The sequence below is a fragment of the Clostridium sp. CM037 genome (assembly GCF_055081095.1).
Map to the genome: position 1 here is coordinate 3,515,108 of NZ_CM143650.1, position 12,898 is coordinate 3,528,005.

At 30.6% G+C, this 12,898-nt stretch carries 13 protein-coding genes; 7 read left to right on the forward strand and 6 right to left on the reverse strand.

Annotated features, from left to right (window positions below; genetic code table 11):
- Positions 1 to 46: 46 nt before the first annotated feature.
- Positions 47 to 1,072, reverse strand: a complete 1,026-nt coding sequence (locus tag ACWJKP_RS16835; protein WP_462961322.1) for a PTS sugar transporter subunit IIC — start codon at positions 1,070 to 1,072, stop codon at positions 47 to 49.
- Between the two features lie 222 nt (positions 1,073 to 1,294).
- Entirely contained in the window at positions 1,295 to 2,089 is a 795-nt protein-coding gene (locus ACWJKP_RS16840) for a MerR family transcriptional regulator (RefSeq protein WP_165413910.1), read from the reverse strand.
- Positions 2,090 to 2,431: 342 nt separating this feature from the next.
- Between ACWJKP_RS16840 and ACWJKP_RS16845 the strand changes: the two genes are divergently transcribed.
- A complete protein-coding gene (locus ACWJKP_RS16845; protein ID WP_165413911.1) occupies positions 2,432 to 3,442 on the forward strand; it encodes a 2-hydroxyacyl-CoA dehydratase family protein in 1,011 nt (336 codons plus the stop codon).
- Positions 3,430 to 4,188, forward strand: coding sequence for an acyl-CoA dehydratase activase (locus tag ACWJKP_RS16850; RefSeq protein ID WP_165413912.1), 759 nt, complete (start codon positions 3,430 to 3,432; stop codon positions 4,186 to 4,188). Before ACWJKP_RS16845 ends, ACWJKP_RS16850 begins: the two co-directional genes overlap by 13 nt.
- Positions 4,189 to 4,278: 90 nt before the next feature.
- Here the strand turns inward: ACWJKP_RS16850 and ACWJKP_RS16855 are convergent, their stop codons facing one another.
- The gene (locus ACWJKP_RS16855) at positions 4,279 to 5,787 is read right to left on the reverse strand and encodes a DUF1846 domain-containing protein (RefSeq protein ID WP_165413913.1); all 1,509 of its coding nucleotides are present in this window, start codon (positions 5,785 to 5,787) and stop codon (positions 4,279 to 4,281) included.
- Between the two features lie 365 nt (positions 5,788 to 6,152).
- Between ACWJKP_RS16855 and queD the strand changes: the two genes are divergently transcribed.
- From queD to queC, 4 genes are read left to right on the forward strand one after another with little or no spacing between them, the layout of a single operon-like run.
- Positions 6,153 to 6,584, forward strand: coding sequence for a 6-carboxytetrahydropterin synthase QueD (queD, locus tag ACWJKP_RS16860; protein ID WP_165413914.1), 432 nt, complete (start codon positions 6,153 to 6,155; stop codon positions 6,582 to 6,584).
- 1 nt (position 6,585) lies between these two features.
- On the forward strand, positions 6,586 to 7,251 hold the full coding sequence (gene queE / locus ACWJKP_RS16865; protein ID WP_165413915.1) for a putative 7-carboxy-7-deazaguanine synthase QueE: 666 nt from the start codon (positions 6,586 to 6,588) through the stop codon (positions 7,249 to 7,251).
- A 3-nt stretch (positions 7,252 to 7,254) separates the two neighbouring features.
- Positions 7,255 to 7,845: a GTP cyclohydrolase I gene (gene folE, locus ACWJKP_RS16870; RefSeq protein WP_165413916.1), complete on the forward strand. Its 591-nt coding sequence runs from the start codon at positions 7,255 to 7,257 to the stop codon at positions 7,843 to 7,845.
- A 39-nt stretch (positions 7,846 to 7,884) separates the two neighbouring features.
- A complete protein-coding gene (queC, locus tag ACWJKP_RS16875; RefSeq protein WP_165413924.1) occupies positions 7,885 to 8,541 on the forward strand; it encodes a 7-cyano-7-deazaguanine synthase QueC in 657 nt (218 codons plus the stop codon).
- Between the two features lie 8 nt (positions 8,542 to 8,549).
- Here queC and ACWJKP_RS16880 read toward each other — a convergent pair whose 3' ends face one another.
- The 3 genes from ACWJKP_RS16880 to ACWJKP_RS16890 form a co-directional block, all read right to left on the reverse strand.
- Positions 8,550 to 8,729, reverse strand: coding sequence for a DUF2651 family protein (locus ACWJKP_RS16880; RefSeq protein WP_224578782.1), 180 nt, complete (start codon positions 8,727 to 8,729; stop codon positions 8,550 to 8,552).
- Positions 8,730 to 8,799: 70 nt separating this feature from the next.
- A complete protein-coding gene (locus ACWJKP_RS16885; RefSeq protein ID WP_165413918.1) occupies positions 8,800 to 9,708 on the reverse strand; it encodes a GNAT family N-acetyltransferase in 909 nt (302 codons plus the stop codon).
- A gap of 176 nt (positions 9,709 to 9,884) precedes the next feature.
- Positions 9,885 to 10,553: a hypothetical protein gene (locus tag ACWJKP_RS16890; RefSeq protein WP_165413919.1), complete on the reverse strand. Its 669-nt coding sequence runs from the start codon at positions 10,551 to 10,553 to the stop codon at positions 9,885 to 9,887.
- A 217-nt stretch (positions 10,554 to 10,770) separates the two neighbouring features.
- On the opposite strand from ACWJKP_RS16890, the gene ACWJKP_RS16895 reads away from it, so the two are divergent.
- Complete coding sequence (locus ACWJKP_RS16895) at positions 10,771 to 12,855, forward strand: helix-turn-helix domain-containing protein (protein WP_165413920.1); 2,085 nt, start codon at positions 10,771 to 10,773, stop codon at positions 12,853 to 12,855.
- Positions 12,856 to 12,898: the final 43 nt, after the last annotated feature.

Below are 12,898 nucleotides of genomic sequence, written 5' to 3' on the forward strand. Positions count from 1 at the left end.
AATAATTTATAAAATTATTAACTGTCCCTGATTTTTCTACTTTACGCTACAGCATCTTCTTTTCTACTTTTTTATTTCTTTTCTTTCTAATATTAAGAACTACAGTAGAACCAAAGAGCCCACCAATAATTCCACCACATATGGCAAATAATATAGCGAAAATAACTGATTTAGGTTCATTGAAGCCAAATGGTGCTAATAATCCAGGAATAGGTGCAGCCGTACCTGGAGCATTATTTATTATTTTAAAATAAGCAGCACTTAAACCAGCTAGTGCACCTCCTATAAAGTTTGAGAAAAATATAGGAGGTGCATTTGAAGTTACTATATCAGCCTGTGTTAGCGGTTCAAGCATCACACCTATTATGTTACTTTTATCACCAAGTTTAAGTCTTTTGAATACTATACCATCTGAAAAAGCTCCACCAACACAGGCAATAGATGCTATCCCCATTGCAAGACCTTGTAACCCAAGCATTGCGGTTAGTGCCATAGCACTTAAAGGAGATGTACATATCATCTTCATAATTCCACCTAATAAGAACCCCATAATAAAAGGGGATTGATTAGCAGCGACAGTTATCATACTTCCAATACTAAGTAAAGTTGAATTTACTATTGGATCTACCACTAAAGCGATACCCCTAGCAAGTGGTGCAATCAAAATTGCACCAACTATTATATCTAGTCCTTTGGGTAGCTTTTTCTCTAAAATTGGGCCGATAAATGCAATTATATATCCAGCTACAAAGCCTGGAAGAATACCATACCCAAATACTGCAGCACCAGCTGTTACAGCATATATAGGATTCAACCCCATATTTATACTAACTAATATTACAGCAACTACGCCACCCATACTTCCTGAGGAATCGCCTACTTCACCCAAGAATTTAATGTTTAATAAATTTCCGCTTATATATTTATGTATCGCTTCTACTAAAAATGTTGCTACAGCAGCATTTGCCAGGCCTGACATAGCTTTTTGACCTTTAGGCATTTTTAAACTAAAAAGTGAAAACAAGAACAATGTAAAAAGTAATAATCCTATACCTTTAATTAATACAAACAAATTTATCCCCCTTTTCATTTTGAAATACTATCATTTATTATACTTGTTTAATTTGTTAGTTCTTATATTTGTAATATTTATCCTTGCAACAAATTCAAAGTTTTACAATCTAATAATAACATTCCAATATACATGTTACAATCAAATTATAAAACAAAACCTGAATGAAATTTTCAAAGGGACAGTTAATAATTTATACAAATTATTAACTGTCCCTTTTCTTTACTTGCTACTTTCCAAGTGGGTGACACCTTTTTTTGCCTTATCACAATAGTAATACATTGCCTCACTTAAGAACTTAGCTAGACCTTCTTTATACTTATCAATATTAGCTGTAAATCGTTCATCACAAACATATAAATCTCCAAGTCCTCTAAATATTTCTATAGTACAATTGTAGAAGTTATCTGTAATTTGCTGTCTTAGCTCGCCTACTGCCTTTTGAACTTCTGAATGTTCTACACCTTTATCCATATTATCTACAATTTTCTTGTAAATTTGTCCACTTGTTGTATTGATTCTGGCCCAATCATCTTTTGTGTACTTTGAGGTTTTTTTCACGCTTTCCTTGTATTCATCAGAGTTACCATATTTTTGCTTTGTTTCCTCTGCATATTTTTCTTTATGTGCCTCTATTCCAGTCATATCAAATCCCTCAAACATTTCCTTCTTATTCATATCTGTTCCCCCTTCAATGGAATCTATAGTTTTATTTACAGATTTTATTATCTTATCAAGTCTCTTCTTTTTTTCTATCAGTAGCTCTTTATGTGTCATTAACGCATGTTTTCTATCAAAACCTGGATTATCTAAAATTTCTTTTATTTCTTGCAAAGTAAAATCCAGTTCTTTAAAAAATAAAACTTGCTGTAATCTTTCAATGTCCATCTCAGTGTAAAGTCTGTATCCTGCTGTTGTTACAGAATCTGGCTTTAGAATACCTACTTGATCATAATGATGAAGTGTACGTACGCTTACTCCAACCATGTCAGCTACTTCTTTTATTTTGTAGGACATAAAATCATCTCCTTCGTTCTTTATTAATCATCATCAATACCGAATCAGCTTTGCATCTTCATAAACTAAAGTGTCGTTACCCTAGAAATCCCCTCTCTATTTTCTTCCCTACAAATCTATAATAATCTATAACGTAACGTTAGCGTCAATATATTTTTCAATAATACTTTAAATTTTATTTATGTACATAGAAATAATGTCTAATTGACATACTTAATTATATGAAGTAAACTTTATTAATATAAAACTTAAATAAGACAGTTCTAAACCATCCTGTCTATAAACAAAACTAGGACGTTAAGGGCGTTTTACGCCCTTTTTTATTTTTTAGGAGGATTTAAAATGAAGAAAATAGGCTTAACAACTACCGTACCTGTAGAGGTTATAATTGCGGCGGGTTATACCCCTGTAGATTTAAATAATGTTTTTATAACCTCTAAGGACTATTTGAAATATATAGACATTGCAGAAAAAGATGGCTTTCCTAAAAGCTTGTGCACTTGGATAAAGGGAATTTATGGAGCGTGCTTAGCAAACGGCATCAAAGAGATAATCGGAGTTGTGGAGGGCGACTGTTCTAATACCAAAGCCCTTATTGAAGTGCTTACGTTAAAAGGAATAAAAGTTTATCCCTTTTCCTTTCCACACAGTCACAAATTAGATGATGTAGAACACGAAATAAATAAATTAATGAGTATCTTTAATGTAACGATTGAGGAAGTTGAAGTAGTTAGAAAAAGGCTAAATGAAATTAGAGCCTTAGCTAAAACAATTGATGAATTAACACATATCCATAATAAGGTAACTGGTTTTGAAAATCATCTATATCAAGTAAGCTTAAGTGATTTTAATGGAGATATAGATGCCTTTGAAGTCGAACTTAAAAAATCTATTTGTTATATGAAAAATAAAAAACCAGTAATTAGAAAACTACGACTTGGATATATAGGGGTTCCTCCCATGACTTGCGATATCTATGAATTTGTTGAGAAGTTTAATGCTAATTTTGTATACAATGAAGTTCAAAGAGAATTTGCTTTTCCAAGAGCAGATAAATCACTAAATATATTTCAGCAATATTATGACTACACTTATCCTTATGATACTGACTTTAGGATCAAAGAGTTACAAACGCAAATTGACGAACGTAAACTAGATGGAATAATTCACTACACTCAAGCCTTTTGCTATAGATCAGTCGAAAATATTATTTTAAAAGAAAAACTAGATATACCCATATTAAATATCGAAGGTGACAAGTTAAATATCTTAGATGCAAGAACAAAACTTAGGTTAGAAGCCTTTCTTGATATGCTACTAGATTTGAAGGAGGCTGAAAAATGCGAGTGTTAGGAATTGACCTTGGAAGCCGCGAGGTTAAAATTGTTTTAATGGAAGATAATAAGATAATACAGAAGGCGAAAGTAAGTACCATGAGCTTTTACAGAAATTACTGCGACTTTGATGGTAAGATTATTGTTAATTTAGATAAGCTTGATATTAGGCAAATTGATAAGGCAGTATCTACAGGCTACGGAAGAAATAATATTGACTTATTGTTATTCACACCAATAAATGAGATAAAAGCCCACGTGTATGGGGGGCTGTATCAAACTGGCTTAAAAGATTTTATACTTTTAGATGTAGGTGGCCAAGATGTTAAGGTTGTAAAAGTAGAAAAAGGTATCACCACTGACCTAGAGCTTAATGAAAAATGTGCTGCTTCCTGTGGTAGATATTTAGAGAATATGGCAAATGTACTTGAAATATCTCTTGATGACATGAGTGTGAATTATGAAAATCCTATAGAACTTAATTCAACATGTGCTGTGTTTTCTGAGTCAGAGTTAATTGGAAAAATAGCTGAAGGTGTAAGTATAGAAAACTTATGTTCCAGTGTTAACTATTCTCTATACAAGAGACTTCAACCTCTTTTAAGTAGATTTAAAGGTAAAAAATTAATTTTAACTGGTGGTGTTGCTAATAATACCGCACTAAAAAAATATTTAAAAGAAGATTATGAAGAGATAGTATCAATTGAGCATCCACAATTTAATGGGGCCATTGGATGTTGCTATTATGGAGATAAGTTTTTATAAACTTACTCTTTTTTTATCATAAAAGCCCACCCTACTTTGATAGAGTGAGCTTTTACTTCTATGTTATTAGAAACAAGGTATTTAAAATAACTAATTGTTATAGTAAAGACTCTCAGTTGCATATTCTGCATCACAGGTTATATCTATGCCAAGTTTTCTAAAAGTTTGCTCATCATTTGTACTTATAATTGTAGTTGAGTGAGCTTGACATCCTTTTAGCATTACTAATTTATCCATGGCTACCTTTGCTGTTGGATTTGTAGCAGCACATATACTAAGGGCAATTAACACATTTTCACAATCTAAAGCTGGTTTCTTACTACCTAATGTTTTTGATTTTAGATTTATAATTGGCTCAAGTATAACTGGAGAAATAAGGTGAATCTCGTCATTTATATTTGCAAAATACTTAACAGCATTTAAAATTATGGCAGCTGTTGCATCCATTACAGATGAACTTTTACTAGTTACTATTGTTCCATCATTAAGCTCCATTGCCATTGCTGGACAAGTTTCATTTTTACTCGAACATTGTTTTAAAGCCGACGAGCGTTCTCTTGCAGGAATAACAACTTTCCTATCTTGCTGTTTTAAATTAAGCTCTTCCATAAGAAGCTTTACCCGCTCGAAGGTTTCTTTATCTATGTAACCTTTTTTATACTCACATCCTGTTTTGAAATACCTTCTTATTATCTCTTGTCTAGATGCTTCTTTAATAACCGTATCGTCAATAATCCCAAAGCCTACTCTGTTAACTCCCATATCTGTTGGAGATTTATAAACAGCTTCTTCATTTGTTATCCTTTCTATAATTCGCCTAAGTACAGGGAAAGTTTCAATATCGCGATTATAGTTTACGGATATTTTATCATAAGCATCAAAATGGAATGAATCCAGCATATTTACATCGTTAAGATCCGCTGTTGCAGCTTCATAGGCTATATTTAAAGGATGCTTTAAAGGAATATTCCATACTGGAAAGGTTTCAAACTTTGAATAACCGGCTGCTCTGCCTTGCTTATGTTCATGATAAAGCTGACTAAGGCAAGTAGCTAGCTTGCCACTTCCTGGCCCTGGTGCTGTTACAACTACAATAGATTTTGTTGTTTCAATATATGGATTTTTGCCATATCCCTCATCACTTACAATTGCATCTACATCTGTAGGATATCCTTTGGTTGCCCTATGTTTGTATACTTTTATTCCTCTACGCTCTAGCTTATTTATAAAAATCGTAGTTGCTGGTTGCCCATCATATCTGGTTATTACAACGCTATTTACATCAAGATCATATTCACGTAAATCATCAATTAATCTTAAAACATCAACATCATATGTAATACCGAAATCCCCTCTAATTTTGTTTCGCTCGATATCTCCTGCATATACACAAATAATGACTTCAACTTTTTCTTTTAATTTATGTAGTAACTTAATCTTTGCATTTTCATCAAATCCTGGTAAAACTCTTTTTGCATGAAGGTCATTGAAAAGTTTCCCCCCAAATTCTAAATATAATTTATCGTAATTATTAACTCTTTCTAAAATATATTTTGATTGTTCTTCTAAATATTTTTTCTGATCAAATCCTATTTTCATTTTTACTCCTCACTAACAACATTATTTTTTAGATATATTATACCCAATATTTCTCCATGATACTATAATTGAATATGCTTTTACAACTTTATATTATTACACAATTTCAGTTTAAAGTAAACTTTATATTGAGTTGACATACCTCATAACTTATAGTAAAATTAGTAATAATAAAACCTAATAAGACAGTTCTAAACCATCCTGTCTATAAACAAAACTAGGACGTAACTACCGTTTTAGGTAGCTTTTTTTGTATGAGGGTAGATTATGCCCTTTTTTATTTGCAAAAAATTATAAACATGAAAATAAAATGATTTTTTCGAAATATTAAGGATATTAACATAAGTATTGAGGGGAGTGAACCCATGTATATTTTAAAGACAGAACACAGCTTTGACAGTGCACATTTTCTTTCTGGTTATAAAGGAAAGTGTTCAAATATTCACGGACATAGATGGAAAGTTGAAGTTTACATTCAATCAGAAACCTTGGCACAAGGCGGACAACTTGACGGCATGATAATAGATTTTGGCGACTTAAAAAAAGATGTTAAAGATATGGTAGATTCTTATGACCATGCCTTAATAGTGCAAGAAGATACCATGAGAAGTGAAACCTTAAATTGTCTAAAGCAAGATGGCTTTAATGTAATTCTGGTTGATTTTAGACCAACAGCAGAAAACTTTGCATCATTTTTTTTTGAACTACTGAAAGATAAAGGTTATCTTGTAAAAAAAACTACGGTTTATGAAACGCCTACTAATAGTGCATCATATGAAGAAAGTGAGGTACGTTAAAGTGAAATACAAAGTAGTTGAAAAATTTATAAGTGTTAATGGAGAAGGTCCTCTGTCAGGACAACTAGTAGTATTTATAAGATTTGCAGGCTGTAATTTACATTGTAGCTATTGCGATACCACCTGGGCCAATAATGAAAATGTTCGTTATGACTTCATGACGCCTGTTGAGATATACAAATATGTAAAATCTACTAAAATTAGAAATATAACCTTAACTGGCGGTGAGCCACTGCTTCAAGAAGGAATTATAGAACTATTACAAACGCTCTCTAGAGATAGATCGCTTCATGTTGAAATAGAAACTAATGGTAGTGTTATTTTAGATGAATTTTTAAGTATAGAAAATCCACCAAGCTTTAATATGGATTATAAATTACCTTCAAGTAATATGGAAGATAAAATGACTTTAAATAACTTTAAATATTTAAGTTATAAAGATACAGTTAAATTTGTATCTGGCAGCATGGAAGATTTACAAAAGGCCAAATTTATAATAGATAAATATGAGCTAACTAGCAAAACAAATGTATGTATTAGTCCAGTATTCGGACAAATTGACCTAGCAGAGATTGTAGAATTTATGAAGTATAATAAAATGAATGGTGTTAATCTTCAAGTGCAACTTCATAAAATCATTTGGGATCCAAATAAGAGAGGTGTGTAAAATATGGCAATTGATACGAACGCAATTGAAGAACATATAAAAGGTATTTTAATAGCAATAGGTGATGATCCTTCAAGGGAAGGCCTTAAAGATACCCCAACCCGTGTAGCTAAAATGTACGAAGAAGTATTCGCTGGCATGCGATATAGCAATGATGAAATTTCAAAAATGTTTAATACAACATTTGTTGATGATTTAATAGTTGAAGAAGAGTCTCGTGATATGGTAATAATGAAGGGCATCCAAATCTTTAGTCATTGCGAACATCATTTAGCTTTAATGTATGATATGAAAGTTACGGTTGCATATGTTCCTACAAAAAAAATTATTGGTTTAAGTAAAATTGCAAGAATAGCTGATATGGTAGGTCGCAGATTACAGCTTCAAGAAAGAATAGGTACAGACATAGCTGAGATTATGCAGATGGTTACTAACTCACGCGATGTGGCTGTTATTATAGAAGGTGAGCATGCCTGCATGACGACCCGTGGAGTAAAAAAGCCAGGCACTAAAACATTGTCAACTACTTTTAGGGGAAGATTTAATACTGATGTGATTTTAAATAATAAATTGATGATGCTTTATAGTAAATAAATAGAGGGTTTATAGTAAATAAGGGGAGGCGTATTAATTATAAATAGAGAAAAAGCAGTAGTAGTATTCAGTGGCGGACAAGATAGCACAACTTGTTTATTTTGGGCGCTCGCGAGATATAAAGAAGTTATAGCTGTATCTTTTGATTACGGTCAAAAACATATATTAGAACTCGAATGTGCAAAGGATATATGTAAAAAGCACGGCGTTGAACATCATTTTCTAGACTTAAACCTATTAAACCAACTAGCACCAAATTCATTAACAAGAAAAGATATAGAGGTGGACACGTCAGCACCTAAATATAGTGTACCTAATTCCTTCGTAGATGGAAGAAACTTATTATTCTTAAGTTTTGTAGCTGTGTTTGCAAAGCAAAGAGGTATAAGCAATATTATAACTGGTGTATCTCAAAGTGATTTTAGTGGATACCCAGATTGTAGAGATGTATTTATAAAATCTCTAAATGTTACCTTAAACTTAGCTATGGGTTATGATTTTGTAATTGAAACACCTTTAATGTGGATTAACAAGGCAGAAACTTGGAAAATGGCTTATGATTTAGGTGTACTTGATATAGTTAAAGAGGATACTTTAACTTGTTATAATGGAATAAAAGGTAATGGTTGTGGAGACTGCCCCTCTTGTAAACTAAGAAAAAATGGATATTTAGAATTCAAAGAAAAAAATCTATAAATATTATTTTATAGATTTTTTCTTTTGTTAACCAACTCATTCCTAGATATAATGATTAAATCTCCTATAAGTGTTCCAAAAAAAGAAATATAGGTGTATACAAAACACCAAATTAGAAAACTTGAATTAAATACAGTAAAGGTTACAATCAACCAAACTCCAAAGTTAATCAGTAAAATAACAAACATTTAATAGATTTAAATCGAAATCAATATAAAAAAAGACGTTCCTCAGTAGATATGATGAACATCTAGTGCTTTAATATACTACATAATAATCCATTACAGAAATTTCTTCAAATCCACAGGATTCATAAAGTCCAAGTGCATTTTTATTTGACCTAGAAACTTCAATAAAAATATTATCTACATTTTTATTATTTAATATATTAAGGGCAGAATTTAAAATTTCTCGTCCATATCCCTTTCTTCGAAAATCTGGAATTACTCCAACTCCATAAATAAACCCCTCATTATCATTTATACAAATATGAATTTTACCTATAATTTCCCCATTAAGCTCAGCCATATAACTAATAAAATTATCATCCACATTAATTGACGGTTTTTCCATGTCCATTTTATCCTCTTTATCATGAGCATCTTTTTTAGGAGCCCCAAAATAAATAGAACTTTGCCTATCAATTTCAACCGAGTCTTCACTTGTTGATGCCAATCTAAGTTTAATTGCATTGCTAGGAGTAGAGTATAAAACTTTCTTATTTAAGCACATTTTATACTCTGAACAACCATATTCTGCTCCAATGGAGTTAATAAATGCAAGGCCCGAAACCGATGTATGGTCACATATCATTAACACCTCTTGAGGACATATTCTTTGCCATTCTTCCTTAGCAATTAAATATAGTTTTTTAAAGATTCCTTTTCTACGAAAATTAGGGTGTACCATACCGCTTATTTCTACTGTAGCTCCTCCGAAATTGCATAAGCCTAAATAACCTACTAGAATTTCATTTTCATAATATAGAAACTCTCCAACAATTTTATTTTTTACATTTTTTTTTCTTTGGCGCATTTTAAGACCAAGTTCTAATTTTAAATTATTTTTTTGTTTTTCATAGCAAGCAGCTTCCAAGCTTTTAATAGCTTCATATTCTTCTTCGTTTAATTCCAACTTTATAGAAATTGTATGATGATAATTATCCATTGTTTTTCCCCCTAATTTAAAAATTCGTATTTAAAGTATAATCTACATTTTAGTGTATCTCAATGCAAAAAACATATAAATTATTGATACATACGATTTATATGTTTTATTTTTATTTTTAATTCTTGCATTATATGTTACTACCCTAAATAAGACACTTTATCAACAATTTAAATTTAAATCCTACTACTATTTTTTTTACTATTCATATCTCTATATATAACCTTCCAAAAATGTCTAAGCGTATGTACCCATTCATAAAGAAAACCTGTTTTACAAAAGAAAAGCTCATCCTCTTTTGTTTTTGTCTTCTGTTTAAATGGATAGTCGTTGAGATTTCCAGAATAACAAATAAACTTTTCCATAATGTCACAAATTTCTGTTGGTGTTATCTGATAGGGTTCTAATGAAGTAAGCTTGATCCCTCCTTGCCTTAATGCTTCCATGACAAATTCAGAACATATATATGTCTTGTAAACAGCATGCTTCTTATTAGAAATAATCCCAATAGCTTGAAGGAAATTATAGTAATATATCTCAGTATCATTATATATATCATATATGAATTTACTTATTAATTCATATTTTCTAACAGTTACTGGTATCCGATATACATTAATAGGAACATCTTTTTCAAGTCCTATGGTAAGCGTAAATGCACTTTCTCTCACTATACCTCCTACAAGGGGATTGCTAATTGAAAATCTACAAAAGGAATACATTTGAATTAAATTTTTATCTAGGCTAATTGATGCATGATTATATTTTTCTTTTAAAAATTTTCTAACTATCTTGCCTGTAGAAGTTGGTGTTCTTGAAATAACAATATAAATATATTTCCCCATTAACTCCTCCTTACAACTTCTAAATATATATCAATTCTTGAAGTATTACAATAATATTGTTTCCATATTATTCATTTATTATGTAATTTTTCAGTAAATTGTTAACCCTCCATATTTTTATTTTTTCCTGCAACTTACCATGTGGGTATAACTTTTAAATTCATGATGTATAATATACCTATACATATACATAATAATTAATGAAGAGGTTATTACAATGCGAAAAGAATATATAAGTTATATAAACGATTTACCTATAAGCATTTCCCTTGAGAATATAAAGGATTATCCAATCCATTGGCATAATTCTATAGAAATAATCTTTGTGCTTGAGGGCACTATTAATGTACTTATAGAATCAGAGAATTATGAAGTATACGCACATGAGCTTGAAATCATAAATTGTGATGAACCCCATAGAATTTATTCAAATGAGAAAAATAAGGTTTTAATTTTCCACTTGGATTTTACATTTTTTGAAAAGTATTATGATGATATGAAAAATATTTATTTTTATACGAACTCTAGTAAAGAAGGTGCACAACATGAAGAAAAATATGATGTTTTAAGGCAATACTTATCTATACTAGCTTGCGAGGTAATACAAAAAAGTGAAAACTTTGACGATCAAATAGATGCTGTTTTAGTAAAATTATTATTCCATTTAATAAATAACTTTCACTATCTTACTTATGAGAACGCTTTAAAAGAAAATGTAATGCAATTTCAGAGGTATCATAGAATCATCAAGTACATATATAATAACTACATGAATAAAATTACTTTACAGGATATAGCTAATCAAGAATACTTAAGTTCTTACTATTTATGTCATCAAATAAAAGACATCTCTGGAACAACTTTTAAAGAGTTAGTAAATAATGTTCGAGTAGATGAATCTATTAAACTACTATTAGATACTGATAAAACAATCTCAGATATTTCTTTGGATGTTGGCTTTTCTCATGCTAGGTATTATAATAAGAGCTTTAAAGATTACTACAAGTGTACTCCTCTGCAATTCAGAAAAAAATATCATATACCAGAGGAAGAATTTGATAGCTTTAAAAAAGTAGAAACGTATGATTTATCTAGCTCACTTCAGTATTTATCTTATTATTTAGAGGACTATGATAGATTTAACTATACTAACAAAATTATAAAACTCCAAACCGATTTCGCATACCCAAGCACAGAATTACAACATAAATGGAAGAAAAAAATAAATTTAGGACAAGCAAAAGAACTTATTAAAGCACGGGAACAAGGATATTTAAGAGCTATTCAAGATGCTATAGGTTTTAAAAATGGTATAGTTCAAAACCTATTTGGAAAAGAAATGAAAATATATTTCAATGAGAATGTAAGGTTTTTAAACTGGAATGAAGTTGAAAAACTTTTAGAATTCTTAATGGATATATCCCTTGTACCATTAATAATTTTGAATCAGACTTTTGAAGATAAAAGTTCTTTCATAAAACTTTTAGAAAGCTTTATACTATATTTTGCTAATATATATGGAATTGAGGTAGTAAAGCTATGGAAATTCCAAGCCTCAAAGGATTTATCTATAGAGTACATAAATATTACTCGGGAAATTTTCGAAAAATATAAATTGCAAAATTTAATAGAGGATCCTTTTAATGTTCCTAAAGCTATAAATACTATTTATGATTCTTCCTATATGCTTCCATATATTATTCATAATTTTATTAACAACAATAGCAGTCTGCTCACCCTAAAAGCTTTTGATACCGTGGAGGAGAACTCAATTTTAAACAACGAATTGTTTTTTGGTTCACCAGGCCTGCTTACTTTAGATGGTATAAAGAAAGCTTCCTACTACGCTTATTATTTATTATCAAAACTAGGAAATGAGGTTGTAGACCAAGGTGATGGATATATTATCACAAGGCAAGATGAAGATATCCAGGTCTTACTTTACAGTTACAGTGATGAACTTAATACCCTGATTAAGTTAGAGGATTTATCTAAAGGTAAGGGTAGTAAAAATATTACTGAAAGAAAAATATCATTATCCATTAAAAATTTAGTGCATGACTATAAAGTTATTAAATATGAAATTGGAGAAAAAGTTGGATCAGCTTACGATATTTGGTTACGCATGGGTAAGCCGAAAAGACTGAGTTATGATGAATGGAAAATTCTAACTAAGATTTCTGCTCCCAATATTTCTTTATCTTTTGCAAAAAAAACTGCAGTTTATAATAACATAATAAAGATTGAAGGCTATGGTTCTACCTTAATAGTTCTCCAAGAAGTACAAAAACACCTATTTTAAGGTGTTTTTGTGTTATTTAAGTATTATCCATTCTCACATGTCA

Bases quoted from the DNA above. Each gene is read 5' to 3' on its own strand.
- ACWJKP_RS16890 (WP_165413919.1), bottom strand. From the start codon at position 10,553: ATGGGGAAATATATTTATATTGTTATTTCAAGAACACCAACTTCTACA.
- queD (WP_165413914.1), top strand. From the start codon at position 6,153: ATGTATATTTTAAAGACAGAACACAGCTTTGACAGTGCACATTTTCTT.
- ACWJKP_RS16840 (WP_165413910.1), bottom strand. From the start codon at position 2,089: ATGTCCTACAAAATAAAAGAAGTAGCTGACATGGTTGGAGTAAGCGTA.
- folE (WP_165413916.1), top strand. From the start codon at position 7,255: ATGGCAATTGATACGAACGCAATTGAAGAACATATAAAAGGTATTTTA.
- ACWJKP_RS16885 (WP_165413918.1), bottom strand. From the start codon at position 9,708: ATGGATAATTATCATCATACAATTTCTATAAAGTTGGAATTAAACGAA.
- ACWJKP_RS16895 (WP_165413920.1), top strand. From the start codon at position 10,771: ATGCGAAAAGAATATATAAGTTATATAAACGATTTACCTATAAGCATT.
- ACWJKP_RS16845 (WP_165413911.1), top strand. From the start codon at position 2,432: ATGAAGAAAATAGGCTTAACAACTACCGTACCTGTAGAGGTTATAATT.
- ACWJKP_RS16880 (WP_224578782.1), bottom strand. From the start codon at position 8,729: ATGTTTGTTATTTTACTGATTAACTTTGGAGTTTGGTTGATTGTAACC.
- ACWJKP_RS16855 (WP_165413913.1), bottom strand. From the start codon at position 5,787: ATGAAAATAGGATTTGATCAGAAAAAATATTTAGAAGAACAATCAAAA.
- ACWJKP_RS16850 (WP_165413912.1), top strand. From the start codon at position 3,430: ATGCGAGTGTTAGGAATTGACCTTGGAAGCCGCGAGGTTAAAATTGTT.